Raw genomic sequence first — 26,088 nt, forward strand, 5'->3', positions numbered from 1 at the left:
GACCGTTGCACCTGCGGCACGAGCGCCCCTAGAGTGACCACGAGTCACAGGGGCACCTCCTGTCGCTCTCGTCCCGGCGACGTCGTCGGGTCCGCTCTGACAGCCCCAGGAGGCGACGTGACCCAGGATCTCTCGGACGTGAGGTTCCTGACCGTCGCCGAGGTGGCCGGGATGATGCGCGTCTCGAAGATGACCGTCTACCGGATGGTGCACTCCGGCGAGCTTCCCGCCATCCGCTTCGGCCGGTCGTTCCGCGTGCCCGAGTCGGCCGTCGCCGCGGTGCTGCAGAACGGCGTCGCCGACGTCGGCTGACCCGTTTTCGACAATCACGGGTCGCCCTAGTACACTGACCCGAGGCATTTTTCCGCGGTTCTGTTTCGGACCCGGTCGTCCGATCCATGAATCAGTGAGGTCCTCTATGGGTTCTGTCATCAAGAAGCGTCGCAAGCGCATGGCGAAGAAGAAGCACCGCAAGCTGCTTCGCAAGACTCGTCACCAGCGTCGCAACAAGAAGTAGACGTTGTACGAAGTGGCCCTCGACCGTTCCGGTCGGGGGCCACTTGCTTTTCCCTCCGATCTTCCCGGCTTCCTCTCGTCGCCTGAGCCTGTCCCAGCCGCAAATGCCGACCGCATGCAGCCGAAAGGCCCTCTGACGCGGGAAATCCGGTCGTCAGACGCGCCGAGGTCGGGTTCTGCGGCCAGCACGTGCCGACAGCGCAGGAGGCGGCGGCGCGACCCAGCACCTGCTGCGACAGCCGCGCTAGGGTCGAGGGCGTGCCCGTTCCCCGCATCTCCCTGCTGACGAAGCCCGGCTGCCACCTCTGCGACGAGGCGCGCACCGCCCTCGAGGCCGTGCTGTCGGAACCCGAGTTCGCACAGGCCGACCTCGGCTACGCCGAGACGGACATCCTCGGCGACGAGGCCCTGCGTGCCGAGTACGCGGAGGAGATCCCGGTCGTCCTGCTCGACGACCGCGTGCACACCATCTGGCGCGTCGAGCCCGAGCGCCTCCGCACCGCCCTCCGGAAGGCCCTCGCATGACCGTCAAGCACATCGTCATCTGGAACCTCGTCGCGACCGACGACACGTCGCGCGACCACGCCGCCGCCCGCATCGACGAGCTGCTCACGGGCCTCGTGGGCACCGTCGAGTCGATCCGCTCGCTCGAGGTCGTCCGCAACGTCGCCTACCCCGAGACGAACGGCGACGTCGCCGTCGTCGCGGAGTTCGACGACGCCGCCGGGCTCGACGCGTACATCGTGCACCCGGCCCACCAGGAGGCGGCAGCCGAGATCCGCACGCTCGTCACGGGCCGCGGCGCCATCGACTACCAGGCCTGACGCCCAGCGCGAGAGCCACCGCGATTCAGGACGGGCGCCTCCCGCGTTCCTGATCAGTGCACGGATCAGGAACACTCGTCCTCTCCCCGCGGGGATCAGGCAGGAAGTTCCTGAACGAGGGGAAGAGCTACGGCGTGAGGCGGGTCGGCCCGCGGAACAGGAACGTCACCTCGCGCAGGTTCGGCTGGTGCAGCATCAGCATCAGCACTCGGGCCAGGCCCATGCCGAAGCCGCCGTGCGAAGGCGCGCCGTAGCGGAAGAAGTCGAGGTACCCGCCCAGCTCCTCCGGCTTCATGCCCTTCTCGCGGATCTGCGCCTCGAGCACGTCGACGCGGTGCTCGCGCTGGGCGCCGGTGGTGATCTCGGTGCCGTTGTAGATGAGGTCGTAGCTCTTCGTGAGCTGCGGGTCGTCCTCGTGGCGCATGTGGTAGAACGGCCGGATCGACGCGTCGTAGTCGGTGAGGAACACGAAGTCGTGGTCGAAGGTCTCCTTGACGTACGCCGCGATCTGGCGCTCGCCCTCGGGGTCCATGTCGGCGTCCGCACGGGGCACGACGTAGCCGCGGTCGGCGACGATCTGCTTCGCCTCGGCCAGGGGGATGCGGGGGAACGGCGTCGTCGGCACCGTCAGGTCGACGTCGAAGAGCTCCTTGATCGCGGCGCCGTGCTTCTCGACGACGGCGGTGAACGCGGCGACGAGCAGCTCCTCCTGCATCTGCATCACGTCTTCGTGGCTGTCCACGTAGCTGATCTCGGCGTCGACGCTGGTGTACTCCGTCGCGTGGCGCGAGGTGAACGAGGGGTCGGCGCGGAACACGGGGGCGATCTCGAAGATCTTGCCGAAGCCGGCCGACTGGGCCATCTGCTTGAAGAACTGGGGGCTCTGCGCGAGGAACGCGCTGCCCTCGAAGTACTCGACCTTGAAGAGCTCGGCGTTCGACTCGCTCGCCGACGCCATGATCTTGGGCGTGTGCACCTCGACGTAGCCGCGCTCGACCCAGTAGGTGCGCATCGCGTGCTCGAAGGTGGTCTGGACGCGGAAGATGAGGGCGTTGCGAGGGACGCGCAGGTCGAGGAACCGCCAGTCCATCCGCTTGTCGATGCCGCTGTCGGCGGCGATCGGCGTCTCGGGGTCGGCGAGGCTGTCGACGACGAGGCCGTCGATCTTCACCTCGATGCCGCCGAGCTTCACGCGCTCGTCGTGCTTGAGCTGGCCCGTGACCGTCACGAAGCTGCCCTGGGAGAGACCCGAGATCGCATCGGCGATCTCGTCGGTCTCGCCTGCCTCGGCGAGGACGTCGGCGGCCGTGCGGGGACGGACGAGCTGGACGGCGCCGGACTCGTCGCGGAGGACGACGAACTGCACCTTCTTCTGGTCGCGGACCGTGTCGACCCAACCGGACACCGTCACGGGGCCGTCGGGGAGGGGCGAGAGGTCGCTGATGAGGGTGCGTTCGATCACGGGGCGAGAGTTTACCGCGACGTCGAGCTTTCGGGCTCCCGTGAGGGAGGTGGGAGTGCGGGCCCGATCTAGACTGGGGGCCATGCCCGCCCAGCAGATCCACCTCGTGCGCCACGGCGAGGTGCACAACCCCGACCACGTGCTCTACGGCCGACTCGAGGGCTTCGGGCTCAGCGAGCTCGGCCACCGGATGGCCGCCTCCTCGGCCGCGATGCTGCAGGCGCAGGGCGCCCCCGTCGCCGCGGTCGTCGCCAGTCCGCTGCAGCGCACCCGCGAGAGCGCCGCTCCCTGGGCCGCTGCGTTCGGCCTCGACGTGCAGGTCGACGAGCGCCTGATCGAGCCCACGAACAAGTACGAGGGCCGCCGTTCCGACTTCACCGTCGCCAAGCAGCTCGCGGTGCCCGCCGAGTGGCCGTGGATCGTCAACCCCCTCAAGCCGAGCTGGGGCGAGGCCTACGTCAGCATCGCCGCGCGCATGCTCGCCGCGGTCGACGAGGCCTGGTCGAGCGTCGACTCGGGCGACGTCGTGCTGGTCAGCCACCAGCTGCCGATCTGGATGGTGCACCGCAGCGTGACGGGCGCGCGCCTGTTCCACGACCCTCGTCGCCGTCGTTGCTCCCTGTCGAGCATCACGACGCTCGAGCGGCACGGCGGCCGCTTCGTCGAGGTCGGCTACCAAGACCCGGCGGCCGACCTGCTCGAGCGCGCAGTCGACCTCGGGGCGGTCTGATGCGCCGCGCCTCCTTCGCCGTGGGCGCCGTCGCGGCGGCCTCCGCCCTCGCGCTCGTGCTGACGGGCTGCACCTCGCAGTCCGACCCCCTGGCCGAGCAGTACCGCGCCGGCGGCACCGAGAACTACATCAGCGGCGCGGGCACGGTCACCGAGCGTCCCGTGTCCGAGCGCACCGATCCGGTCGACTTCACCGGCACGACCGACGAGGGCGACGAGTTCACGCGGGCCGACCACGACGGGGAGGTCGTCGTCCTCAACTTCTGGTACGCCAGCTGCCCGCCCTGCCGCAAGGAGGCGCCCGACCTGCAGCAGCTCAGCACCGACTTCGCCGACCAGGGCGTCCAGTTCGTCGGCGTCAACGTGCGCGACCAGGCCGACACCGCCCGCGCCTTCGCCGAGAAGTTCGACATCACCTACCCGTCCATCGTCGACACGAACGACGGCGCGGTCCAGCTCGCCCTCGCCGGCACCATCGCGCCGAACGCGGTGCCGACGACGATCGTCCTCGACAAGCAGGGCCGCATCGCGGCCCGCGTGCTCGGCGGCCTCGACGGTCCCAGCACGCTGAAGACGCTGATCAGCGACGCCGTCTCCGAGCAGGACTAGAGGTGTACCAGGGCAACCCCTTCTTCGAGGCGGTCGCGGGCGGCCAGCTCGCCGTCGCCCTGCCGGTGGCCCTGCTCGCCGGCCTGATCTCGTTCCTCTCGCCCTGCGTGCTGCCGCTCGTGCCGGGCTACCTCGGCTACGTCGGGGGCCTCGCCGGAGGCGGTCGTCGCGCCGCCGAGACCGGTGCGGCCGGCGACGCTGCCGGCACCGCTGTCCGAGGGCGGACCGCCACGGCCGTCGCCCCGTCGCCCGCGACCACCGCCTCCCGCGACCGCCGCCGCATGGTGATCGGCGTCCTGCTCTTCATCGCCGGCTTCTCGCTCGTCTTCGTCGGCGGCAGCCTCGCGTTCTCGGCCGCGGGCTTCTGGCTGATCCAGTGGCGCGACCTGATCGTGCGCCTGATGGGCCTCGTCGTGATCGCGCTGGGCCTCGTCTTCGTCGGCCAGTTCACGTTCCTGCAGCGCACGATCAAGCCCGGGTTCGCCCCGGCCACCGGCCTGGCGGGCGCCCCCTTGCTCGGCATCGTGTTCGGCATCGGCTGGACGCCGTGCATCGGCCCGACCCTCACCGCGATCTACGCCCTGTCGTTCACGAGCGGCTCGGCCACGTCGAGCGTGCTGCTCGGGCTCGCCTACTGCGTCGGCCTCGGCGTGCCGTTCCTGCTCGTCGCGCTCGGCTTCGGCTGGGCGACGCGCTCCATCTCGTTCGTCAAGCGCCACATGCGCGTCGTCAACATCGTCGGAGGCTCGATCCTGATCGCCATCGGTCTGCTCATGGTCACCGGGCTCTGGTCCTCCCTCATGTCGCACCTCGGGGCGGTGATCGCGAGCTATGGCACGATCGTCTGACCCCGCGAGCAGCCGCCCGGCCGACGCCGCCGACCTGCAGGACGTGACCGACGTCTCGTCCGACCCGCTCCGCCCGAGCGACCACTACGACTCGGCTCCCGCACGCACCCCGGGCGACCAGGGCGCGGGCTCCGCCGACGTCGTGCAGCCCCGCCTCGGGCTCGTCGGCTACCTCCGCTTCTTCTGGCGCCAGCTGACGAGCATGAAGACGGCGCTGTTCCTCCTCATGCTGCTCGCCGTCGCGGCGATCCCCGGCTCGCTCGTGCCGCAGCGCACCTCCGACCCGAACGGCGTCGTCCAGTACCGCGCCGAGCACCCCGACCTGTTCCCGGTGCTCGACAAGCTGGGCGTCTTCGACACCTACTCGTCGCCGTGGTTCTCCGCGGTCTACCTGCTGCTCTTCATCTCGCTGATCGGCTGCATCGTTCCGCGCACGAAGCACCACTTCGAGGCCCTCCGCTCGAAGCCGCCGAAGACGCCGGCGCGGCTCTCGCGGCTGGCGGGCTACCGCTCCGTGACGCTGCAGACCGCAGGAGGCGCGGCGGACGCCGCCCTCGCCCCCGCCTCCGTCGTCGAGCAGGCCCGCGCGCAGCTGAGGCGCGCCGGGTACCGCACGCAGGTGTTCGGCGACTCCGTCAGCGCCGAGCGCGGCTACCTGCGCGAGACCGGCAACCTCGTCTTCCACACCGCGCTGGTCGGCGTGCTCCTCACGGTCGGGATCGGCGGCGGCTTCGGCTACACCGGCCAGCGCGTGGTCGTCGAGGGCCAGACCTTCACGAACGCCCTCGTCTCGTACGACTCGTTCAACCCCGGCCGCTGGTTCAGCGACTCCCAGCTCTCGCCCTACAACATCACGCTCGACGAGTTCACGACGACCTACGAGGAGTCGAACGCCGACGCGCTCGGACAGCCGCTCGACTACACCGCCGACGTCACGACGACGACGCAGTCGGGCGACACGAGCGAGCACGAGATCAAGGTCAACAGCCCGCTGTCGATCGGCGGCTCGAACGTCTACCTGCTCGGCAACGGCTACGCCGTCGACGTCACGGTGACGGCGCCGGACGGCTCGGTCGCCTTCCGCGACACCATCCCGTTCCTCCCTCAGGACGCGAACCTCACCTCCCAGGGCGTCGTCAAGGTGCCCGACGGGCTGTCGGACCAGATCGGCATGATCGGCTTCTTCTACCCGTCGGCCGTCGAGACCGGCGACGGGTCCGGCATCCTGGCCTCGAGCTACCCCGACCTGCTGAACCCGGTGCTGAGCCTCAACGTCTACCAGGGCGACCTCGGCCTCGACGCGGGCGTGCCGCAGTCGGTCTACTCGCTCGACACCGACGGCATGACCGAGATCGCGGGCGCCGCCGCCGACCAGTCCGCGCTGCAGCTCTCGCCGGGCACCACCGCCGACCTGCCGGACGGGCTCGGCACCGTGACCCTCTCCGACGTCAAGCGCTTCGCCTCCCTCGACGTGCACCACGACCCGTCGCAGCTCTGGGTGCTGCTCTTCGCGGGCCTCGTCTTCGCCGGGTTGCTCACGGCCTTGTTCGTGCCCCGCCGCCGCGTGTGGGTCAAGGCGAGCACGACCGACGGGGGAGTCCGGCTCGAGTACGCCGGCCTCGCCCGCGGCGAGGACCCGACGCTCGCCCGCGCCGTCCGCGACATCGCCCGGACGCACCTCGCCGGGCTCGGCGTGCCCGCCGACGCGGCGCGTGCCGCGACGAGCGACGACGACACCGGCGGCGACGCCCGCGGCGACGCCGGCGACGACCCGGGCGCCGGCCCGGCGTCCCCGCCCGGCTCGACCTCGAACGACCCTGCCCGCTCGACCGAGGCGCCCAGCCGCGCCGGACGTAGGATGCGACCGTGACCGAAGACCTCGCCAACTTCTCGCTCGTCGCCGTGTACTCGGCGATGGCGATCTACACGATCTCGTTCGTGGCCTTCGCCCTCGACCTGGCGAAGCGCTCGGGCGACGCCCAGCAGGAGTCCGCCTCGAGCGCGACCGCGACGGCGGGGCCCGACGCGGGCTCGGTCGGCGGCGCGGCCCGCGGCTCCGCCCGGGCCGCCGTCTCTGGCGGCAGCACGATCGTCCTCGACCGCGAGGCCGCGACCACGGTGTCGGGCGTCGGCAGAGGTGGCGGCGGGGCAGGCGCGGTCGGCACCTCCGGTCCCGGCTCGACCCGACGCCGCCGCGGCTCGAGCTTCGAGCGCGTCGCCACCGCGATGATGGTGCTCGGCCTGCTCGTGCACGTCTCGAGCGTCGTGACCCGGGGCCTCGCCGCGGACCGCGTGCCGTGGGCCAACATGTTCGAGTTCTCGCTCACGGGCACCGCGATCATCGTGGCGGTCTACCTCGTGGCCGGTCGCTTCGTCGACCTGTCGTTCCTCGGCGCCTACGTCATGGGCCTGAACCTCGTGCTGCTCGCGATCGGCAGCGTCAACTACTACGTCGAGGTCGTCCCGCTGCAGCCGGCCCTCCAGTCGGCCTGGCTCGTGATCCACGTGCTCGTGGCGATCCTCGGGACGGGCTTCTTCGCGATCGCTGCCGGTCTCTCGATCGCGCAGCTGATCCAGACCAAGCGCGAGCAGGCGCGGCTGTCCGGCCTCCGGTTCATGGACACCCTGCCCGCGGCGGACCGCCTCGAGGACCTCGCCTATCGCGTCGCCCTCGTCGGCTTCGTGCTCTGGACCTTCACCCTCATCGCCGGGGCCGTCTGGGCCGAGCGCGCGTGGGGCCGCTACTGGGGCTGGGACACCAAGGAGGTCTGGACCTTCATCATCTGGGTCCTCTACGCCGGCTACATCCACGCCCGCGCGACCCGTGGCTGGCGGGGTGCCCGGTCGTCGTGGCTGTCGATCATCGGCTTCGCCGCGGTGCTGTTCAACTTCGGCGTCGTCAACGTCTTCTTCAAGGGTCTGCACGCCTACTCCGGCCTCTGACCCTCCTCGCCCCCCTCCTCATTCAGGAAGATCGGTCCTGATCTGCGCAGCAGGGTGATCGATCGTCCTGATCCGTGCACGACTCAGGACGCCGACGGCCTGACTTCCTGAGTGCTGCACCGGCACGGTCGACGCCGCGGGGCTCGGACTCGGTCCTGGCCCAGCCGGCGACCCGACCTCAGCGGGCGAGCAGCCCGTAGGAGGCGCGCACCCGACCCAGCCACCACTCGCGTCGGGCGTCGGGCGCGGCGTGGGCACGCAGCAGGTCGACATCGACGTCGACGCGTCGCACGTCGATCGACCCGTCCACGGGCACCAGCGGCTCGCGCGTGACGTCGGCGGCCAGCAGAGCCGCGGTCCCCAGGCCGCAGTCGTGGGACAGCTCGGGCAGGGCGCCCGCGAGGTACGCCCCCATGCTCAGCCCCACCGACGTGTCGAGAGCGCTCGAGACGACGACGGGCAGCCCGGCCTGCGAGGTGATGCGGAGCGCCGAGCTGATCCCGCCGAGCGGCTGCGCCTTGACGACGAGCAGGTCGGCCGCGCCCGCACGCGCGACGGCGAGCGGGTCGGCGGCCTTGCGGACGCTCTCGTCGGCCGCGACGAGCACCCCGACGTCGGCCGTGCGGCGCCGCAGCTCGGCGAGCTCGGGCACGGTGGCGCAGGGCTGTTCCGCGTACTCGAGACCGAATGGGGCCAGGGCCCGCAGCGCCTCCTCGGCTCGGTCGACTGTCCAGCCGCCGTTGGCGTCGACCCGGACGCGGCCCTCGGGGCCGACGTGCTCGCGGGCCGCGGCCACGCGGGCGACGTCGTCGGGGAGCGACTGCCCGCGCTCGGCGACCTTGACCTTGACGGTGCGGCAGCCGGGGAACCGGGCGAGCACCCCCGCGACCTCGCCGGGCCCGACGGCGGGCAGGGTCGCGTTGACGGCCACGCGGGAGGTGCGGGGCGCGAGGGCAGGACCCCAGCCGAACTCGACGGCCGCGGCCAGCCAGGCCGCCGCCTCCTCGGGCCCGTACTCGACGAAGGGGCTGAACTCGGTCCAGCCACGAGGGCCCTCGACGAGGAGCGCCTCGCGGACGTCGATGCCCCGGAACCTCGTGCGGAGGGGCAGCTGCACGACGTGCGCACCGGCCAGCAGGTCGTCGAGCGGCGGCAGCTCGGTGCGGGGGAGGAGGGGGTCGGCGGGCGTGCTCACCTCGCCAGTCTCGCACCGCGCCCGCTAGGGTCGGTCTCCATGGCCGCGCGCGATCTGACCCCGTCCGACGACGCCGAGTCCCCTGCCGGCGAGCACGCCGAGCACGCACAGCCCGACGAGGGCACGGACGGCGCCGAGTCCACGGACGGCGGGTCGCGCGACGCCGAGGGGCTCGCGATCTTCGACGACCAGACCCACGACGACTCGGTCGAGCCGGCCCGCAGCTCGCGGCTGGGCGTCGTCGTCCTCGTGCTCGCCGTGCTCCTGCTCGTCCTCGACGGCGTCGCGATCGCCCTGCTCGCGGCCGACGGCGTCACGGCCGCGGCGTCGATCGCGCTGGTCACGATGCTCGCCTCGATCGGCGTGGGCGTCGTCGCGCTCGTCGCCGTCGCGACGCGCCGGGGCCGCTGGCCCGCCGTGGCCGCGGTGCTGCTGAGCGTCCTCGCCAACCCGTTCGTGTTCGTCTGGCTGCTGGGCAACCTCGTCCCCTCGCTCTGACCGTCGGCGACCTGCCTCCGGTCGTAGGCTGGTGGGCATGTCCGCCGCCGTGTCCGACCTGTTCGATCCCGCTGAGTGGCGAGAGGTGCCGGGCTTCGACGGCCTGACCGACGTCACGTACCACGTCGACGTCGAGGGCCGGGTGGCCCGCGTCGCGATCGACCGGCCCGAGGTGCGCAACGCGTTCCGCCCGCGCACCGTCGACGAGCTGTACCGCGTGCTCGACCACGCGCGGCAGCAGAGCCGCGTGGGCGTCGTCCTGCTGACCGGCAACGGCCCCAGCCCCAAGGACGGCGGCTGGGCCTTCTGCAGCGGCGGTGACCAGCGCATCCGCGGCCGTGACGGCTACAAGGCCGAGGGCGCCGAGGCGAACGTGGCCGACCCTGCCTCGGCGGGGCGCCTCCACATCCTCGAGGTGCAGCGGCTGATCCGGTTCATGCCCAAGGTCGTCATCGCGGTCGTGCCGGGCTGGGCGGCGGGCGGCGGCCACTCGCTGCACGTCGTCTGCGACCTCACGATCGCCAGTCGTGAGCACGGCAAGTTCAAGCAGACGGACGCCGACGTCGGCTCGTTCGACGCCGGCTACGGCAGCGCCTACTTCGCGAGGCAGATCGGCCAGAAGCTCGCCCGCGAGGTCTTCTTCCTCGCCGAGGAGTACAGCGCCGACCGCGCCCACGAGATGGGCGCCGTCAACCGCGTCGTCGCCCACGGCGATCTCGAGAAGGAGGCGCTCGCCTTGGCCCGCGTCGTCCTCACCAAGTCGCCCACCGCGATCCGCATGCTCAAGTTCGCGTTCAACGCCACCGACGACGGCATCGTGGGCCAGCAGGTCTTCGCGGGCGAGGCGACCCGCCTCGCGTACGGCACCGACGAGGCCGTCGAGGGGCGCGACTCGTTCCTCGAGAAGCGCGAGCCCGACTGGTCGCCCTTTCCCTGGCAGTACTGACGTGGCAGTGCCGACCCTGGCGCCGCTGACCCTGACGCCGCACGCGGCAGGGCACGAGACGAGGAGGCGCGGCGCGTGACCCGCCCCCTCCTCCCTGTCGACGCGCGCCGCCCGCTCGACGTGCTCGAGGCCCTCCGCGTCGCCCTCGCGGGCGGTCCCGCCGTCGCCCCGCGCACGGACGACCACGTCCCCGCCGACCTGCCCGCCACCGTGCCGCAGCCCGTGGCCCTCGTCGTCGAGACGAGCGGGTCGAGCGGCGTGCCGAAGCGCGTGATGCTGCCCGCCGACGCCCTGCTGGCCGGGGCGGCCGCGGCCGACGGCGCGCTCAGCGGGCCCGGGCAGTGGGTGCTGGCGCTGCCGGCGCACTACGTCGCGGGGACGAACGTCCTCGTCCGGAGCATCGCCGCCGGCACCGAGCCCGAGGTCCTGGCCCCCGGGCACTTCGACCCGACGGCGTTCGCCGAGGCTGCCCGTCGCCTCGAGCACCCCGTCCGCTACGCGTCGCTCGTGCCGGCACAGCTGGCGGCGGTGCTCGACGCCGCCGCGGGCGACGCCGACGTGGCGGCCGCGGCACGGAGCTTCGCCGCGGTGCTGGTGGGCGGGCAGGCGACTCCCGCCTCCCTCGTCGACCGGGCTCGCGCCTCCGGCGTGACGGTCGTCCGCACCTACGGCTCGAGCGAGACGAGCGGGGGCTGTGTCTACGGCGGCGTCCCCGTCGGACGCACCAGGGTCGAGGTCGTCGACGGTCAGGTCGAGCTCGCCGGGCCGTCGCTCGCGCTCGGCTACCTGGGCGACGAGGCTCGCACGGCGGCGGCCTTCGTGGACCGCGACGGGGAGCGCTGGTACCGCACCGGCGACGCCGGCACGCTGTCGGTCGAGGGGGTGCTCACGGTGAGCGGCCGGCTCGACGACGTCGTCGTCTCGGGCGGCGAGAAGGTCTCGCTCGGGCTCGTCGAGCGCGTGGTCCGCGAGCAGCCGGGGCTCGGCGCCGCGGTCGTCGTGCGGGCGCCGCACGACCGGTGGGGCGAGGTGCCGGCGGTCGTCGTGGGGGAGTCCGGCAGCCTCGACCTGCCCGGCCTGCCCGAGCTGCGTGCGGTCGTCGCCGCAGCCCTCGGCCGCGCTGCCGCGCCCGACCGGCTCGTCGTCCTCCCCGAGCTGCCCCTCCTCGCGAGCGGCAAGCCCGACCGCCGCGCCCTGGAGGCTCTCGTCGCGGGCGGGGACGCCGCCCGGAACTAGGATCGGTCGCGTGGCACGAGCGACGACATCCCAGAAGAAGAAGCGCGGCGGCCGACCGGGAGGCCGACCGGGCGCCCAGCGCGCCCGCCGCGTCACGCCCGGCGACTGGATCGGCGGTGCCCGGCTGCGCACGCTGCCCCTCGGCGTCGCGCCCGTCGCGCTCGGCACCGGCGTCGCCCGGGCGAACGGAAGCTGGGACCTGCCGCTGGCCCTGCTCTGCCTCGCGATCGCCGTGTTCCTCCAGATCGGCGTCAACTACGCCAACGACTACTCCGACGGCATCCGCGGCACCGACGCGCACCGGGTCGGGCCGGCGAGGCTGACGGGCTCGGGCAGCGTGCGGCCGAAGACCGTGCTGCGCGTCGCCCTCGTCTTCTTCGGCCTCGCCGCGCTCGCCGGCGTCGTGGTCGTCGTGACGACCGGCTACTGGTGGATGCTCGCCGTCGGGGCCGCAGCCGTGGTCGCCGCCTGGTACTACACAGGCGGCAAGCGCCCCTACGGCTACAACGCCCTCGGCGAGGTCTTCGTCTTCGTGTTCTTCGGGCTGGTCGCGACCGTCGGCACCGCCTTCGTGCAGGTGCACCGGTTCCCCGCCGACGCGTGGGTCGCGGGGATCGCGGCCGGGCTGTTCGCCTGCGCCGTGCTCATGGTCAACAACATCCGTGACATCCCGCAAGACGCGGCGGCCGGCAAGCGCACCCTCGCGGTCGTCGTCGGCGACACGGTGGCGCGGGCCCTCTACGCGCTCTTCCTGCTGCTGCCGTTCCTGCTGTTGGTGTACTTCGGCTTCCTGTACTTCAACGCGCCGTACGTCTACTTCACGTTGATCACGGCCGTGCCCGCAGCCGTCATCGGCGTGACCGGCAAGACGCCGCGCGAGCTGATCCTCGCGCTGCAGCTGTCGTCGCTCACGGCGCTGCTGTTCGGCCTCGGCCTCGGGGCCGCGCTCTTCTTCTGACCGGGAGGCGCGTCCCGCGTCCTGCCTGGGAGGCGCGTCCCGCGTCGTGTCCAGGAGGCGCGTCCCGCGTCGTGTCCAGGAGGCGCGTCCCGCGTCGTGTCTAGGAGGCGCGTCCCGCGTCGTGCCCGTCGCGAGCAGCGTCGGCCTGGTGGGCGTCCCGAGCGGCGTCGTCCTCACGGGCGTCGCGCTCGGCCAGCTCGGCGTCCTCGGCGAGGCTGTCGCCGTCGAGCGGTTCCGGCTTGGAGCGCCGTTCGGCGAGCTCGAGCGCGACCTGCCGACGCAGCGGAGCGAAGAAGAGGTACGAGACGCAGAACGCGACCACGGCGGCGATGAGCGTCGCGAGGTACGGGTTCGGCAGCAGGAGCACGAGCACGACCAGCGCGACCAGGAACACGCCGAGGCGCACGATCGAGTACTTGACCCAGGGTTTCACGCGGCGAGTCTACGCGCGCCCCCTGCGCCTCCCCGCACGCGTGGCGAGCTGCGGACGGGGCTCCCTGCCGACCATCAGGCGACGTCCTGCCGGCCCGCCTATGCTCGGTCCATGGTGAAGTTCTTGGTCGTGGCGATCGTCGCAGCGTCAGCGTTCGTCATCTATGCCCTGATCGACTGCCTCTTCGCCGAGTCGTCCAAGTTCCGGGCGCTCAACAAGCCCATCTGGGCCCTCGTCATCGTGCTGCTGCCCGTCATCGGTGCCGTGCTCTGGTTCCTCCTGGGCCGGGCGCGCAAGTCGGGTCAGTCCGAGTCGCGCCGCTTCGTCGCTCCCGATGACGACCCCGAGTTCTCGGGTCGTTCGAGCTCGACCGTCAGCGACCTCGACCGCGAGACGACCGACGAGCGCATCCGCCGTCTCGAAGAAGAGCTGGCACAGCTCGACGGCGACGACAAGAACGACACGAACGACAAGAACAACGCCTGAGGCCGACGGCGTGGTGCTTCACGGGGGCGACCGCCCCGACGCGGCCGAGTCCGAGCTGCCTGAGGGTGCAGACCGTGCCGCAGGCGTCCCGTCCACGACCTCGGCCAGCCTCGCCAGCGACTACGCCGTCGCGCTGCTCGCCGGCCTGGTCGACGCCGGGGTGCGCGAGCTCGTCCTCAGTCCCGGCTCGCGGTCGCAGGCGATCGCCCTCGCCGCCGCCGAGTTCGAGCGCGCCGGTCGGCTGCGCCTCCGCGTGCGGATCGACGAGCGCTCCGCAGGCTTCCTCGCTCTCGGCCTGGCGGTCGAGTCCGGTGTCCCTGCCGTCGTCGTCACCACCTCCGGCACCGCGGTCGCCAACCTGCACCCTGCGGTGCTCGAGGCCCACCACTCCGGCGTCCCGATGATCGTGCTGACGGCCGATCGTCCCGTCGAGCTCCGGGGCACAGGCGCGAACCAGACCACGCAGCAGCCCGGCGTCTTCGGCGTGGCCGTCCGGATCGGACACGACCTCGAGGCCCCGCGCGCAGGCGCCGTCGACTCCGGGGCGGTCCGCACGGTCGCGCGTGCCGCCGTCGCGACGGCGCTCGGCGCCCCGGACGCCGACCGGGCCCCCGGCGCCCCGTCCGTCCCGGGTCCGGTGCACCTCAACGTCGCGTTCCGCGAGCCGTTGTCGGCTGCTCTCGACGCGCTTCCCGCAGCCCGTCCCGAGCCGGTCGAGGTCGCCTCCTGGTCGCAGGCGGCCCGTGCCGGTGCCGTCCGCGTCGAGGTCGACGTCGAGCCGGCCACGGTCGTCGTCGCCGGCCACGGCGCCGGACCCGAGGCCGAGTCGCTGGCCCGCGGCCTCGGCGCGCCGCTCGTGGCGGAGGTCTCCAGCGGGTCCCACTTCGGGCCGAACCTCGCGCTCGGGTTCCGCACGCTGCTCGGCGAGCCCGAGCTCGGCGGTGCCGTGCGCCGGGTCGTGGTGCTGGGGCACCCGACACTGACCCGCCAGGTCCCTGCCCTGCTCACGCGACCGGGCGTCGAGGTCGTCGTCGTGCGCGGGGCCGCCGCCGACGCCTACGACCCTGGCCGATCGGCCACGGTCGTCGACGCCGTCGACGTGGTCGACACCGCAGGAGGCGCGCCCGACGACCGCGCCCACCGCGCCTGGGTGGGCCGCTGGGTCCACGCCGGACGCCGGGTCGTCGGCGACGACGAGGCCGCGCCCGACCTCGAGGCGGCGACCAGCGACGACGGCTCGGCCCGGGCGCAGTTCCTCCGGGGCGAGGTCGCTCTGCTGCGCCGCTCGGTGACCCGACGTGCCCTGGCCGAGACGCTGTGGCGCGTGACGTGGCCCCACGACCGGCTGGTCCTCGGCGCCTCCCGCCTCATCCGCGAGGTCGACGAGGTCGTGCCGGGCAAGAAGATCCGCGTCCACGCCAACCGCGGCCTCGCCGGCATCGACGGCACGATCGCGACGGCCGCCGGCATCGCCCTCGCGAGCCAGGTCGACGACGGCGCCCCCGGCGTCACCCGGGTCCTCGTCGGCGACCTGACCCTGCTGCACGACGTCGGCTCGCTCTTGTTCGGCGAGGGCGAGGTGCGGCCGCGGCTGCAGGTCGTCGTCGGCAATGACGGGGGCGGCACCATCTTCGACGGACTCGAGGTCGCGGCCACGGCTCCCGTCGACGCGATGCGCCGGGTGCAGTTCACGCCGCACTCGGTCCAGCTCGCCGGGCTCGCGACGGCGTACGGCTGGCACCACGTGCTCGCCTCGACGCGTGCCGAGCTCGACCAGGCGCTCGCCAGGGCCTGGGACGGTCCCGTGCTGGTCGAGGTGCCGCTCGCCCGCTGACCACGCGGCGGAACGCCCCCGGCCGTAGGCTCGGAGGCATGGCCAAGACCTGGACGACCCAGCCGACCGAGATCCTCCGTGCCGGCCCCGACCTGAGCCTCGCCGAGGTCGACCCTGCCTCGACGCCCGGCTTCCCCGGCGACAAGCGCTACGCCGCGCAGGTCCTCGAGTCGGGCCGCGACACGCTCGGCGAGCTGCAGGAGAAGCTCTTCGCCGGCAGCCGCACCGGAGGGTCGCAGGGGAACGTCCTGCTCGTCCTCCAGGGCACCGACACCGCGGGCAAGGGCGGCATCGTGCGGCACGTCGTCGGTGCGGTCGACCCGCAGGGCGTCGCGCACCACGCCTTCAAGGCGCCCACCGAAGAAGAGCTGGCACACGACTTCCTCTGGCGCGTCCGTCGCGAGCTGCCGGGGCCGGGCATGATCGGGGTCTTCGACCGCTCTCACTACGAGGACGTCCTGATCGGCAAGGTCCGACGGCTCGCTCCGCCCGAGGAGATCGAGCGCCGCTACGAGGCGATCGTCGAGTTCGAGCGCGAGCTCGCCGACGCCGGCACGACGATCGTCAAGGTGATGCTCCACCTGTCCCGCGACGAGCAGAAGGCACGCCTGACGGAGCGTCTCGACCGGCCCGACAAGCACTGGAAGTTCAACCCCGGCGACATCGAGGAACGCCTGGTGTGGGACGACTACCAGGACGCCTACGAGACCGCCGTCCGTCGCACGTCGACCGATGCGGCGCCGTGGTTCGTGGTGCCGGCCGATCGCAAGTGGTACGCCCGCGTGGCCGTCCAGCGCCTGCTCGTCGACGCCCTCGAGGCTCGGGGTCTCGACTGGCCGGCCGCCGACTTCGACGTCGAGCTCGAGCGGACGCGCCTGGCCTCGACCTAGGCGCGCCTCCGCAGAGAGTCGCCCGCGCCCCTCGGCAGCCGCAGCCCCTCCGGCAGGCTCAGCAGCGCCAGGGCAGCGAGCACGACGAGCGCGACCTGGTAGCCGGTGGCCGCGCCTCCGACGCCCTCGGCCGTGGCGACCGTGTCCGCGACCCGCACGGTGAGCGCGGTCAGCGCGACGCCGAGGCCGACGGCGAGCTGTCCCGTGATGGAGGCGATGGCGTTCGCCGGGGCGATCTGGGCGGCGGGCACGTCGGCGAACTGCAGGGTGTTGTAGGCCGTGAACCCCACCGAGCGGAACACGCCGCTGACGAGCAGGATCGCCGCCACGAGCACCGGCGACGTCCCCGGCCCCACGAGCGCCGCGGCGACGAAGGTCGCGGCCAGCCCGACCGTGGCGACGACGATGATGGGCACGATCCGGAACCTGTGCATCAGGGGAGTCGTGAACGGCTTCACGCCGAGGTTGCCGACGAAGACCCACATCAGCATCAGGCCGGCCTCGACGGGCGACCAGCCGAGGCCGTCCTGCAGCAGCAGGGGCACGACGAAGGGCACCCCGTTGACGACGGCCCGGTAGAGCGAGCCGCTGAGGTTCGTGACCCTGAACGTCGCGACGCGGAAGGGCTCGAGGTCGAGGAGGGGGTGCCTGGCTCGACGGAACCACCGGCCGGCCGCGAGCCCCAGGGCCAGCGCCACGACGGCGAGGAGAACCCCGAACAGCACCGTGGCCTTGTCTCCCAGCAGCTCGAAGGCGACGACGAGGGCCACGATCGCGCCGACGACGAGCAGCAGCCCCGGCCAGTCGAGCGGGTGCCGGTCGCCGACCTCGGGCGACGGCACGACCCGCCACGCCGCGACGAGCAGCAGCGCGCCGATCGGCACGTTGACCAGGAACACCCACTCCCAGCCCAGGTGCTCGGTGAGCAGGCCGCCGATCAGCGGCGCCACGACGGGCGCCGCGAGGGCCGGCCAGGTCAGGTAGGCGATGGCCTTGATCAGCTCGGACTTCTCGGTGCTGCGCAGCACGATGAGGCGGCCGATCGGCACCATCATCGCGCCCGCGGCCCCCTGGACGACCCGCGCCGTCGTGAGCGCGACGAGATCGGGGCTGAGCGCGCACGCGAGCGACGCGAGCGTGAACAGCACCACGGCCGCGAGGAACACCCGCCGCGCACCCCAGCGCTCGGCGAGCCAGGCACCCAGCGGGATGAACGCCGCCACCGCGACCAGGTAGCCGGTGACGGCGATCCCGAGCTGGGCCGGCTGCACCCCGAAGTCGCGAGCGACGGAGGCGGTGGCCGTCGACAGGATCGTGGCGTCGAGGTTCTCCATGAAGAACGCCGCGGCGACCACCAGCGCCACCGGGCGCGACCAGCGCGGCGCGGCCGCCGCCTCCTCGGCTCCGGCCTGCCCGTCGACGGCGTTCGCCTCGTCGGGCTGCTCGGACCCGGCCCCTGGCCCGGACGCCGGTCTCGACGTCACAGCGAGAACGCGCCGACGACGGGCTGGAACTTCATCGTCGTCTCGGCGACCTCGCGCTCGGGGACCGACTCGGCGACGACGCCGGCGCCGGCGAAGGCCCTGACGGTGCCGTCCGCGTGCACCTGGGCGCAGCGGAGCGCGATCGCCCACTCGCCGTCGCCGTCGGCGCCCACCCAGCCGACCGGCCCGGCGTAGCGTCCGCGGTCGAAGGGCTCCAGGCGCCGGATCAGCTCCAGCGCCCGCGGCGTCGGGGTGCCGGCCACGGCGGCGGTCGGGTGCAGCGCGGCGATCAGGTCGAGCGACGACGACCCGTCCGTCAGCCGCCCGCGCACGTCGCTGGCGAGGTGCCACAGGTTCGGGAGCTTCAGCGTGAACGGCTGCTCGCCGGTCACGACGTCGTCGGCGTGCGGGCCGAGGGAGAGGAGCAGGCTGCGGAGGGCGAAGGCGTGCTCGTCGAGGTCCTTGGTCGAGGTCGCGAGGGCGTGGGCGGCCTGCTCGTCGGTCACCGCGTCGACGCCGCGGGCGCTGCTGCCCGCGAGCACCCGCGCGCTCACCTCGCCCCGCTCGGTCCGGACGAGGGTCTCGGGGCTGGCCCCGACCAGCCCGTCCACGGCGAAGGCGTAGCAGTCGGGGTAGGCCGTGAGGAGGGTCGCGGCCACGAGTCGCAGGTCGGCCTCGGCCGGCAGCCGGCCGACGAGGTCGCGCGCGAGCACGACCTTGCTCACCTCGCCGTGTCGGATCGCCTGGACTGCCTGCGCGACGGCGGCGCCGTAGCCCGGCCCGGACAGCTCGCCGTCGACGAGCCGGAGCTTCGCGGAGGCGCCCACGGGCGACGCCGGGGGCAGCTCGGCACCGTCGACCCGCGTGATCCAGGCGACGCCGTCCCGTCGGCCGAGCACGATGCTCGGCACGATCAGGACGCTCGTGTCGGCCGACTCGTCGTCGAAGGCGAAGGAGCCGAAGGCCATCAGGCCCGTGCCCGGCACGCCCACCTCGTCGACGACGGAGGCGCGGCTCGCGACCGCACGCCAGGCGTCGGCTGCGTCGCGCATCCGGTCGGGCCCGGTGAACTCGAGGCGCAGCGCCTCGCCGATGCCGGCCATGCCCGCACCGCCCCGCACGAAGATCAACGGGCTGCGCGGGTCGACGACGTCGAGCAGCGGGCTGATGTGGTCGATCTGCGTGGTGCGGACGGACAAGGCAGGAACGTGCAGCGACGGGAGGACCACGTCTCGACCCTACTCGGGCCACGCACGGGGCATGCCGGTAGGATCGACCATCGTGACCAAGGCCGACATGAACAAGCAACCTGACGAGGTCGCGTCGATGTTCGACGGCGTCGCCCGCCACTACGACCGCACGAACGACGTGCTCTCCGCGGGCAACGCCGTCCTCTGGCGCGTCGCCACCGTCAAGGCGATCGGTGCGGGCCCGGCCGACCGGGTCCTCGACATCGCCGCCGGCACGGGGACGAGCTCGGCGGCGATCGCGGCCCGCGGCGCCGAGGTGGTCGCGCTCGACTTCTCGCACGGCATGGTCGAGGTCGGCCGTGAGCGCCACCCCGAGATCGAGTTCGTCGAGGGCGACGCCGAGCAGCTGCCCTTCGACGACGCCAGCTTCGACGCCGTCACCATCTCGTTCGGCCTGCGCAACGTCAACCGGCCGAAGCAGGCGCTCGCCGAGATGTACCGGGTACTCAAGCCCGGTGGCCGGCTCGTCGTCTGCGAGTTCTCGACGCCGCCGTTCGGCCCCCTGCGCGCCGCCTACGGCACCTACCTGCGGCACGTCATGCCGGTCGTCGCCCGGGCCGTGAGCAGCAACACGCCCGCGTACTCGTACCTCGCCGACTCGATCGACGCGTGGCCCGAGCAGCAGGTGCTGAGCCAGTGGCTGCGCGGCGCGGGGTTCACCCGGGTGGCGCACCGCAACCTGACGCTGGGCATCGTCGCCCTGCACCGGGGCCGCAAGCCGGCCGACCCGTCGACCCGCGCCTCCGCGGCGAAGAAGAAGTAGCCGCCGCCCCCGGGCGGTCGACCAGACCAGACGAAGGTGACCCCTGTGAACCCGAGTGTGCCGCTCACCCGCCGCAGCAGCTCCCTGAGCTCGTCGCTCGGCCTCGGCGAGAAGCTCTTCGCCTCGCCCGCCGACCGGCGCTTCGTGCAGTCGGTCGACGACGGCCTCGAGCTCGTCGAGCAGGGCCTGCTCCGCGAGATCGCGTTCGCCGACGAGATCGCCGACGCGACGACGCGCTACCTGCTCGCCGCCGGCGGCAAGCGCGTGCGCCCGACGCTGACCCTCCTCATCGCCCAGCTCGGCGACGGGGCGACCCCGGGGATCGTCGCGTCGGCGCAGGCCACCGAGATCACGCACCTGGCGTCGCTCTACCACGACGACGTCATGGACGAGGCGCAGATGCGCCGTGGCGTCCCCAGCGCCCAGACGGTGTGGGGCAACAACGTGGCGATCCTCGCCGGCGACCTGCTCTTCGCCCGGGCCAGCACCATCGTGTCGGGCCTCGGGCAAGAGGCGATCCTGCTGCAGGCCGAGACCTTCGAGCGCCTGTGCCTCGGCCAGCTGCACGAGACCATCGGGCCGCGCGAGGGCGACGACCCGATCGCGCACTACATCGACGTGCTCGGCGACAAGACGGGCTCGCTCATCTCGACCGCCGCCCGTGCGGGCGTCATGTTCTCGGGCGCGCCCCGCGAGTACCTCGCCCCCGTCGCCGAGTTCGGCGAGAAGATCGGCATCGCGTTCCAGCTGATCGACGACGTCATCGACCTCTCCGACCAGGCCGAGGAGACGGGCAAGCGCGCCGGCACCGACCTGCGCGCGGGCGTCGTGACGCTGCCGCTCCTCTACCTCCGCCAGGAGGCGCAGACCGACATGGAGGCGGCGGCCCTGCTGGGCCTCATCGACCAGGTCGTCGACGCCACCCGCGCGGCAGACGACGGCACGGACCCGGTGGACGAGGCGGAGTTCGCCGAGATCGTCCGTCAGCTCCGTGAGCACGAAGTCACCGACCGCACGCGCCGCGAGGCGCACCGGTGGGCGTCGGAGGCGCTGGCCGCCCTCGAGGCACTGCCGGCGGGCCCCGTCAAGAAGGCCCTCACCCGCTTCGCCGACCGCGTGGTCGAGCGCTCCGCCTGATCGGCGACGCGCCTCCTCGGCACTGCCCCACCCACCCCAAGACACCGCACCGTCAGCACGGCCGGCATCGCCGCGCCGCCCACCAGGAGAGAGACAACTCGTGACCACCCTTCGACTGGCCATCGTCGGAGCCGGCCCCGCCGGCATCTACGCCGCCGACATCCTGCTCAAGGCCGAGAAGGCCTTCGACGTGTCGATCGACCTCTTCGAGCAGCTGCCGGCCCCCTACGGTCTCGTCCGCTACGGCGTGGCGCCCGACCACCCGCGAATCAAGGGCATCGTCAACGCCCTGCGCGACGTGCTCGACAGCGGCGACATCCGGGTCTTCGGCAACGTCCGGTACGGCGAGGACATCACGCTCGACGACCTCAAGAAGCACTACAACGCCGTGATCTTCTCGACCGGCGCCATCAAGGACGCCGATCTCGACGTCCCCGGCATCGAGCTCGAGGGCAGCTACGGCGCCGCCGACTTCGTGAGCTGGTTCGACGGCCACCCCGACTTCCCGCGCACCTGGCCGCTCGACGCGAAGTCGGTGGCGGTCGTCGGCGTCGGCAACGTCGCCCTCGACGTGTCGCGCATCCTCGCCAAGCACGCCGACGACCTGCTGCCGACCGAGATCCCCGACAACGTCTACGCCGGGCTCAAGCAGTCGTCGGTCACCGACGTGCACGTCTTCGGCCGACGCGGCCCCGCACAGGTCAAGTTCACCCCGCTCGAGCTGCGCGAGCTCGGCGAGGTGCGCGACGTCGACATGGTCGTCCACGACGAGGACTTCGACCACGACGAGGCCTCGAAGACCGCCATCGCGACCAACAAGCAGGTCTTCGTGATCGACAAGGTGCTGAACCAGTGGCGTCAGCGCGAAGTCGGCACTGCCTCGCGTCGGCTGCACCTGCACTTCTACGCGAAGCCGCTCGAGGTCGTCGGCGACGACGCGGGCCGGGTGGCTGCCTTCCGGTACGAGCGCACTCGCCCCGACGGCCAGGGCGGCGTCGAGGGCACCGGCGAGATCCGCGAGGTCCCGGTCCAGGCGATCTACCGCGCGGTCGGCTACTTCGGCTCGCCCCTCGACGGCATCCCGTTCGACGAGCGCCGTGGCGTCATCCCGAACCACGAGGGCCAGGTGATGGACGACGACAACCAGATCATGCCCGGCGTCTACGCCACCGGCTGGATCAAGCGCGGACCGGTGGGGCTCATCGGCCACACGAAGTCCGACGCCATGGAGACCGTCAAGCACGTCATCAACGACCAGGCGAGCTGGTGGCAGCCCGCCGACACCTCCGACGAGGCCATCCCGGCCCTGCTCGAGCAGCGCGGCGTCGAGTACACCGACCTCGAGGGCTGGCACCGCCTCGACGAGCACGAGCAGTCGCTCGGGGCGCAGCACGAGCACGAGCGCGTGCGCGTCAAGGTCGTGCCTCGCGACGAGATGGTCCGCGTCTCGCGGTCGGGCTCGGAGCCCGTCGCCGGCGCGGAGTCCGTCTCGGCCTAGGGGCAGGCCCGGCCGCGCCTCCTCTCGGGGGCGTGGCCCACGCCTCCTGCGCACTGCCTCCCGCGCACAGCCTCCTGAGCACCGTCCCCTGCACACGGGCGCCTGTGCTCGTGGCTAAGCTGGTGGGCATGGCAGACAGCTCTTTCGACGTGGTCAGCAAGGTCGACAAGATGGAGGCGGACAACGCCCTCCACCAGGCGCAGAAGGAGATCGAGCAGCGCTACGACTTCAAGGGCGTGGGCGCGTCGGTCGACTGGAGCGGCGAGAAGCTGCTGCTCAAGGCGTCGACGGAGGAGCGGGTCAAGGCCGTCCTCGACGTCCTGGAGTCGAAGTTCATCAAGCGGAGCATCAGCCTCAAGCACCTCGACGCGGGTGAGCCCTTCGCCAGCGGCAAGGAGTACCGGATCGAGGCCGCCCTCAAGGAGGGCATCGAGCAGGACGCCGCGAAGAAGATCGGCAAGATCATCCGCGACGAGGGTCCGAAGAGCGTCAAGAGCCAGATCCAGGGCGACGAGCTGCGCGTCCAGTCGAAGAGCCGTGACGACCTGCAGGCCACCATGGCGCTGCTCAAGAAGGCCGACCTCGACGTCGACCTCCAGTTCGTCAACTTCCGCTAGCGCTTCTCGATCGCACGGCCGCTCCGCCCCGCCCTTCCCGGGCCATCCTGCCGCCGCCCTGCGCTCCAGGCCCGCAGATGCCGACCGCAGGCGGCCGAAGCGCGTTCACGTGACCGGATCTGCCACATTTCTGGCTCCTCCGGTCGGGTTCTGCGGGCGTCCTCGTGTGAGAAGGCGCGAGATGGCCGCCACCGCGCCGGCCTGGTCGACGGGCTCGTGCATGACGGGAAATCCCGTTCTCAGAGGGCCCGCGGTCGGCATGTGCGGACCGGGGGCAGGGAGGAGGGGCGGGGTGGTCAGCGGGACCCGCCGGAGGCTGTATATTTGTCTGGCGCCTCCGGTCGGTGATTACATGGGCCGGGCGTGCATGGCAAGTTACCCAAGCGGCCAAAGGGATCTGACTGTAAATCAGCTGGCGTAGCCTTCGGGGGTTCGAATCCCTCACTTGCCACAGTCCTCCTGCCTCACAGGCACGAGGCACCACGACGGACTCGAGAGATCGGGTCCGTTCGTCGTATCGGGGGCAGATCGAGCGCGCACCCGAGGAGACCTCCATGGACGACAGCACCAGCACCAGCCCGAGCACCGGCACCAGCACCGCGGACGTCGCCGAACTCCTGGCCCTCGCCGTCGACGTGACGACGGCCGCTGCTCGGCTCGCCGCGCGCAGGCGTGCCGAGGGGGTCGAGGTCGCCGACACGAAGAGCAGCCTCGTGGACGTGGTGACGCACACGGACCGCGAGGTCGAGGACTTCCTCCGCAGCCGTCTCGCCGAGCTCCGTCCCGGCGACGGCTTCCTCGGCGAGGAGGGCGACCCCGACGACTCCGTCACCGGCCTCACCTGGGTCGTCGACCCGATCGACGGCACCGTCAACTTCCTCTACGGGATCCCGCAGTGGGCGGTGAGCGTCGCCGTCATCGAGGGCGGTCCCGACCCGCTCACGTGGACGGCTCTCGCCGCCTGCGTCGTGAACCCGCTCTCGGGCGAGGTGTACACGGCCAGCCGAGGAGGCGGCGCCTGGCTGGGCGAGGACCGTCTCGCGCCGTCCGCCCCGGCCTCTCTCGCGGAGTCCTTGTTCGCGACGGGGTTCTCGTACGACGCCGACCGGAGGGTCGAGCAGGCTGCCGTGGTCGCTCGCCTGATCGGCCGCGTGCGCGACGTCCGTCGCCTGGGCGCCGCCTCCCTCGACCTCTGCGCCGTCGCGGCGGGCCGTCTAGACGTGTACGCCGAGCGCGGCCTCAAGCCCTGGGACCACGCCGCCGGCGTCCTCGTCGCGCAGGAGGCGGGTGCCGTGGTGCGCGGCGAGGCAGGGCAGGCGCCGAACGGCCAGCTGGTGGTGGCCTCCGCGCCGACCGTCGCTCGAGAGGCCGATGTCCTCCTCGAGGACTCCCAGTTCTGACCTCAGCTCGGGATACCTGCCCTGACCAGGCATTCGTGCGCGTCCTCGACCGCAGGCGAGGGCGTGACACCCGAAGGCGGGTAGCCATCTGGTGAACGAACGGCTACCCTTGACGAGTTCGTTACTTCTCCGTGACCTTCGTCCGGAGTCGTCTCGATGCAGACCTCGAGAGCCGATGAGCCCTCTCCCGCCCGAACCCCGAGGATCCATCACACGTGTCGAAGTCCCACCCCATCGCCGAGCCCGAAGGCGACCAGCAGTCGCGTCGTGCACCCGTCGATCAGCGGGATGATGCGCACGGAGCCCCGGCGCCGCAGGTGTTCCTGACGCGTCGCGAGGCCCGAGAGGCCGAGCGCCGTGCCGAGGCCGCCGCCGCACCCGTCGTCGCCGCTCCGTCCGTCCCTGTCGCCGCCGCTGCACCGATCGTCGTCGAGACGGCCCCCGTCTCCTCGTCCGCCTCCGAGGCGTCCCTCGCCTCCGCGCCGGCCCACGCCACGCGCGCCGAGCGCCGCGCCGCCGAGGCCGAGGCCGCTCGTCGCCGCGGTCGACGCCCCGCCGTCACGGGGGCGTCGTCCTCTCCTCGTGCCGGTGGCCCTGCGCCCCGCGCTCCTCGCCGCAGCGTCGCCCCCGCACCTGTGGCCACGGCCCGCGTCGCCTCCAGGGCTGTCGCTCCTGCGGCCGCGTCGGCCGGTCGCCAGCGCAGCGCGTTCCGCAGCGCCGGCAAGCGCGTCACCGTCGTCGGCGCCATGGTCTTCGCGGGTGCGATGCTCGTCTCCACCTCCGTCCCCGCGAACGCGTTCTTCGTCGACACCGACGAGCGCACGGTCGCGAAGAAGGCGGCGGCCAGCCAGTCGTTCGTGGCCGGTGCCACCGCGGAGGACGCCGCCTCGCGTGACGGGTACTCCGTCACCGAGATGAAGGTCGCGCCCGTCAGCGAGTACGCCTCGACGAGCTCCAGCACGTTCTCCAACGACGTGGCCGGCACCGTCCAGTGGCCGTTCGCGACCGGCGTGCCGATCAGCAGCGGCTTCGGCGCCCGTCACGTCTCGAACTGCGGCTTCTGCAGCACGTTCCACAACGGCCTCGACTTCGTGCCCGGCGCTGGCTCGCCCATCCAGGCCATCGCCGACGGCACGGTCAGCGCGGTCACCGGCCCGGGCGGCGCCTTCGGGAACCACGTCGAGATCGAGCACGTCATCAACGGCCAGAAGGTCGTCTCGACCTACTCGCACATGCAGACCGGATCCGTCCAGGTCTCCGTCGGCCAGACCGTCACGGTGGGGCAGCTCGTCGGCAAGGTCGGCAGCACCGGCAACAGCACCGGCGCGCACCTGCACTTCGAGATCCACCTCGGCGGCGTCCCGGTCGACCCGTACCCGTGGCTCACCGCCAACACGAACTGACACTCGTCGGAGGCGCCCGTCGGCCTGAGCAGGTCGGTGCGTGCCCCCGGTACGCCTCAGTGCGTGCCTCCCGAGACGACGAAGCCCCCGACCACGGTCGGGGGCTTCGTCGTGCGTGGGGGCCGGGGG

Annotated in this window: 27 protein-coding genes and 1 tRNA gene; 23 read left to right on the top strand and 5 right to left on the bottom strand. The window is 72.4% G+C overall.

The genetic code is table 11. The features are described from left to right. The first annotated feature begins 117 nt into the window (after window positions 1-117). The 4 genes from ES689_RS01005 (at window position 118) to ES689_RS01020 (ending at window position 1,340) form a co-directional block, all read left to right on the top strand. On the top strand, window positions 118-312 hold the full coding sequence (locus tag ES689_RS01005; RefSeq protein WP_146899061.1) for a helix-turn-helix domain-containing protein: 195 nt from the start codon (window positions 118-120) through the stop codon (window positions 310-312). Between the two features lie 106 nt (window positions 313-418). Beyond that, a complete protein-coding gene (locus ES689_RS01010) occupies window positions 419-517 on the top strand; it encodes a 30S ribosomal protein bS22 (RefSeq protein ID WP_003792170.1) in 99 nt (32 codons plus the stop codon). Window positions 518-774: 257 nt separating this feature from the next. Further along, window positions 775-1,041, top strand: a complete 267-nt coding sequence (locus ES689_RS01015; protein WP_146899064.1) for a glutaredoxin family protein — start codon at window positions 775-777, stop codon at window positions 1,039-1,041. Continuing rightward, window positions 1,038-1,340: a Dabb family protein gene (locus ES689_RS01020; RefSeq protein ID WP_146899068.1), complete on the top strand. Its 303-nt coding sequence runs from the start codon at window positions 1,038-1,040 to the stop codon at window positions 1,338-1,340. The genes ES689_RS01015 and ES689_RS01020 overlap by 4 nt, the downstream gene beginning before the upstream one ends. Before the next feature lie 127 nt (window positions 1,341-1,467). Here the strand turns inward: ES689_RS01020 and aspS are convergent, their stop codons facing one another. After that, complete coding sequence (aspS, locus tag ES689_RS01025; protein ID WP_146899071.1) at window positions 1,468-2,802, bottom strand: aspartate--tRNA(Asn) ligase; 1,335 nt, start codon at window positions 2,800-2,802, stop codon at window positions 1,468-1,470. Window positions 2,803-2,884: 82 nt separating this feature from the next. Between aspS and ES689_RS01030 the strand changes: the two genes are divergently transcribed. From ES689_RS01030 to ccsB, 5 genes are read left to right on the top strand one after another with little or no spacing between them, the layout of a single operon-like run. Next, window positions 2,885-3,532, top strand: coding sequence for a histidine phosphatase family protein (locus tag ES689_RS01030; RefSeq protein WP_146899074.1), 648 nt, complete (start codon window positions 2,885-2,887; stop codon window positions 3,530-3,532). Further along, the gene (locus tag ES689_RS01035; RefSeq protein WP_146899076.1) at window positions 3,532-4,140 is read left to right on the top strand and encodes a TlpA disulfide reductase family protein; all 609 of its coding nucleotides are present in this window, start codon (window positions 3,532-3,534) and stop codon (window positions 4,138-4,140) included. The genes ES689_RS01030 and ES689_RS01035 overlap by 1 nt, the downstream gene beginning before the upstream one ends. 59 nt (window positions 4,141-4,199) lie before the next feature. Continuing rightward, window positions 4,200-4,988: a cytochrome c biogenesis CcdA family protein gene (locus tag ES689_RS01040; RefSeq protein WP_370512335.1), complete on the top strand. Its 789-nt coding sequence runs from the start codon at window positions 4,200-4,202 to the stop codon at window positions 4,986-4,988. Beyond that, window positions 4,972-6,858 (top strand): cytochrome c biogenesis protein ResB, encoded by a 1,887-nt coding sequence (locus ES689_RS01045; RefSeq protein ID WP_146899081.1) that lies wholly within the window; start codon window positions 4,972-4,974, stop codon window positions 6,856-6,858. The genes ES689_RS01040 and ES689_RS01045 overlap by 17 nt, the downstream gene beginning before the upstream one ends. Continuing rightward, complete coding sequence (gene ccsB, locus ES689_RS01050; protein WP_223269311.1) at window positions 6,855-7,931, top strand: c-type cytochrome biogenesis protein CcsB; 1,077 nt, start codon at window positions 6,855-6,857, stop codon at window positions 7,929-7,931. Before ES689_RS01045 ends, ccsB begins: the two co-directional genes overlap by 4 nt. A gap of 178 nt (window positions 7,932-8,109) precedes the next feature. Here ccsB and ES689_RS01055 read toward each other — a convergent pair whose 3' ends face one another. Further along, on the bottom strand, window positions 8,110-9,126 hold the full coding sequence (locus ES689_RS01055; RefSeq protein WP_223269312.1) for an o-succinylbenzoate synthase: 1,017 nt from the start codon (window positions 9,124-9,126) through the stop codon (window positions 8,110-8,112). A 39-nt stretch (window positions 9,127-9,165) separates the two neighbouring features. On the opposite strand from ES689_RS01055, the gene ES689_RS01060 reads away from it, so the two are divergent. The 4 genes from ES689_RS01060 to ES689_RS01075 all read left to right on the top strand — a co-directional run bounded on the left by ES689_RS01060 (window position 9,166) and on the right by ES689_RS01075 (window position 12,764). Next, entirely contained in the window at window positions 9,166-9,624 is a 459-nt protein-coding gene (locus ES689_RS01060; protein WP_146899084.1) for a hypothetical protein, read from the top strand. A 37-nt stretch (window positions 9,625-9,661) separates the two neighbouring features. Continuing rightward, window positions 9,662-10,570 carry a 1,4-dihydroxy-2-naphthoyl-CoA synthase gene (locus tag ES689_RS01065; protein WP_146899088.1) on the top strand — a complete coding sequence of 303 codons (909 nt, stop codon included), beginning with the start codon at window positions 9,662-9,664 and terminating at the stop codon, window positions 10,568-10,570. 75 nt (window positions 10,571-10,645) lie between these two features. Further along, a complete protein-coding gene (locus ES689_RS01070; RefSeq protein WP_191330109.1) occupies window positions 10,646-11,806 on the top strand; it encodes an AMP-binding protein in 1,161 nt (386 codons plus the stop codon). A 10-nt stretch (window positions 11,807-11,816) separates the two neighbouring features. Next, window positions 11,817-12,764: a 1,4-dihydroxy-2-naphthoate polyprenyltransferase gene (locus tag ES689_RS01075; RefSeq protein ID WP_223269313.1), complete on the top strand. Its 948-nt coding sequence runs from the start codon at window positions 11,817-11,819 to the stop codon at window positions 12,762-12,764. 100 nt (window positions 12,765-12,864) lie between these two features. Here ES689_RS01075 and ES689_RS01080 read toward each other — a convergent pair whose 3' ends face one another. Continuing rightward, a complete protein-coding gene (locus tag ES689_RS01080; RefSeq protein WP_146899091.1) occupies window positions 12,865-13,197 on the bottom strand; it encodes a DUF4229 domain-containing protein in 333 nt (110 codons plus the stop codon). A gap of 111 nt (window positions 13,198-13,308) precedes the next feature. On the opposite strand from ES689_RS01080, the gene ES689_RS01085 reads away from it, so the two are divergent. The 3 genes from ES689_RS01085 to ES689_RS01095 are packed head-to-tail and all read left to right on the top strand — an operon-like array spanning window position 13,309 to window position 16,407. Next, window positions 13,309-13,683 carry a PLD nuclease N-terminal domain-containing protein gene (locus ES689_RS01085; protein WP_146899094.1) on the top strand — a complete coding sequence of 125 codons (375 nt, stop codon included), beginning with the start codon at window positions 13,309-13,311 and terminating at the stop codon, window positions 13,681-13,683. A gap of 10 nt (window positions 13,684-13,693) precedes the next feature. Next, entirely contained in the window at window positions 13,694-15,517 is a 1,824-nt protein-coding gene (gene menD / locus ES689_RS01090) for a 2-succinyl-5-enolpyruvyl-6-hydroxy-3-cyclohexene-1-carboxylic-acid synthase (RefSeq protein WP_146899097.1), read from the top strand. A 38-nt stretch (window positions 15,518-15,555) separates the two neighbouring features. Beyond that, on the top strand, window positions 15,556-16,407 hold the full coding sequence (locus tag ES689_RS01095; RefSeq protein WP_146899100.1) for a PPK2 family polyphosphate kinase: 852 nt from the start codon (window positions 15,556-15,558) through the stop codon (window positions 16,405-16,407). On the opposite strand, the gene ES689_RS01100 is transcribed toward ES689_RS01095, so the two are convergent. Together ES689_RS01100 and ES689_RS01105 are read right to left on the bottom strand one after the other, a co-directional pair. Continuing rightward, window positions 16,404-17,891 carry an MFS transporter gene (locus tag ES689_RS01100; protein ID WP_146899102.1) on the bottom strand — a complete coding sequence of 496 codons (1,488 nt, stop codon included), beginning with the start codon at window positions 17,889-17,891 and terminating at the stop codon, window positions 16,404-16,406. The two genes, ES689_RS01095 and ES689_RS01100, sit on opposite strands and share 4 nt — an antisense overlap. Next, complete coding sequence (locus ES689_RS01105) at window positions 17,888-19,120, bottom strand: isochorismate synthase MenF (RefSeq protein WP_191330111.1); 1,233 nt, start codon at window positions 19,118-19,120, stop codon at window positions 17,888-17,890. The genes ES689_RS01100 and ES689_RS01105 overlap by 4 nt, the downstream gene beginning before the upstream one ends. A gap of 52 nt (window positions 19,121-19,172) precedes the next feature. Here ES689_RS01105 and ES689_RS01110 point away from each other — a divergent pair, with 52 nt between their 5' ends. The 7 genes from ES689_RS01110 to ES689_RS01140 all read left to right on the top strand — a co-directional run bounded on the left by ES689_RS01110 (window position 19,173) and on the right by ES689_RS01140 (window position 25,959). Beyond that, window positions 19,173-19,904, top strand: coding sequence for a demethylmenaquinone methyltransferase (locus tag ES689_RS01110; protein WP_223269314.1), 732 nt, complete (start codon window positions 19,173-19,175; stop codon window positions 19,902-19,904). Window positions 19,905-19,949: 45 nt separating this feature from the next. After that, entirely contained in the window at window positions 19,950-21,041 is a 1,092-nt protein-coding gene (locus ES689_RS01115; protein WP_146899105.1) for a polyprenyl synthetase family protein, read from the top strand. 100 nt (window positions 21,042-21,141) lie between these two features. Further along, on the top strand, window positions 21,142-22,539 hold the full coding sequence (locus ES689_RS01120; protein ID WP_146899108.1) for an FAD-dependent oxidoreductase: 1,398 nt from the start codon (window positions 21,142-21,144) through the stop codon (window positions 22,537-22,539). A 128-nt stretch (window positions 22,540-22,667) separates the two neighbouring features. Next, the gene (locus ES689_RS01125) at window positions 22,668-23,156 is read left to right on the top strand and encodes a YajQ family cyclic di-GMP-binding protein (RefSeq protein ID WP_123546714.1); all 489 of its coding nucleotides are present in this window, start codon (window positions 22,668-22,670) and stop codon (window positions 23,154-23,156) included. 369 nt (window positions 23,157-23,525) lie between these two features. Next, a tRNA-Tyr gene (locus ES689_RS01130) sits at window positions 23,526-23,607 on the top strand. Window positions 23,608-23,710: 103 nt separating this feature from the next. Beyond that, window positions 23,711-24,556 carry an inositol monophosphatase family protein gene (locus tag ES689_RS01135; protein ID WP_146899111.1) on the top strand — a complete coding sequence of 282 codons (846 nt, stop codon included), beginning with the start codon at window positions 23,711-23,713 and terminating at the stop codon, window positions 24,554-24,556. A gap of 215 nt (window positions 24,557-24,771) precedes the next feature. Further along, complete coding sequence (locus ES689_RS01140) at window positions 24,772-25,959, top strand: M23 family metallopeptidase (protein WP_146899114.1); 1,188 nt, start codon at window positions 24,772-24,774, stop codon at window positions 25,957-25,959. Window positions 25,960-26,088 lie beyond the last annotated feature (129 nt).

The sequence above is a fragment of the Frigoribacterium sp. ACAM 257 genome (assembly GCF_007954365.1).
Classification (GTDB): domain Bacteria; phylum Actinomycetota; class Actinomycetes; order Actinomycetales; family Microbacteriaceae; genus Frigoribacterium.

Coding starts and splice junctions, on each gene's coding strand:
- ES689_RS01125 (WP_123546714.1), top strand. CDS start 22,668: ATGGCAGACAGCTCTTTCGACGTGGTCAGCAAGGTCGACAAGATGGAG.
- ES689_RS01010 (WP_003792170.1), top strand. CDS start 419: ATGGGTTCTGTCATCAAGAAGCGTCGCAAGCGCATGGCGAAGAAGAAG.
- ES689_RS01035 (WP_146899076.1), top strand. CDS start 3,532: ATGCGCCGCGCCTCCTTCGCCGTGGGCGCCGTCGCGGCGGCCTCCGCC.
- ES689_RS01030 (WP_146899074.1), top strand. CDS start 2,885: ATGCCCGCCCAGCAGATCCACCTCGTGCGCCACGGCGAGGTGCACAAC.
- ES689_RS01020 (WP_146899068.1), top strand. CDS start 1,038: ATGACCGTCAAGCACATCGTCATCTGGAACCTCGTCGCGACCGACGAC.
- ES689_RS01045 (WP_146899081.1), top strand. CDS start 4,972: ATGGCACGATCGTCTGACCCCGCGAGCAGCCGCCCGGCCGACGCCGCC.
- ES689_RS01135 (WP_146899111.1), top strand. CDS start 23,711: ATGGACGACAGCACCAGCACCAGCCCGAGCACCGGCACCAGCACCGCG.
- ES689_RS01085 (WP_146899094.1), top strand. CDS start 13,309: ATGGTGAAGTTCTTGGTCGTGGCGATCGTCGCAGCGTCAGCGTTCGTC.
- ES689_RS01065 (WP_146899088.1), top strand. CDS start 9,662: ATGTCCGCCGCCGTGTCCGACCTGTTCGATCCCGCTGAGTGGCGAGAG.
- ES689_RS01060 (WP_146899084.1), top strand. CDS start 9,166: ATGGCCGCGCGCGATCTGACCCCGTCCGACGACGCCGAGTCCCCTGCC.
- ES689_RS01095 (WP_146899100.1), top strand. CDS start 15,556: ATGGCCAAGACCTGGACGACCCAGCCGACCGAGATCCTCCGTGCCGGC.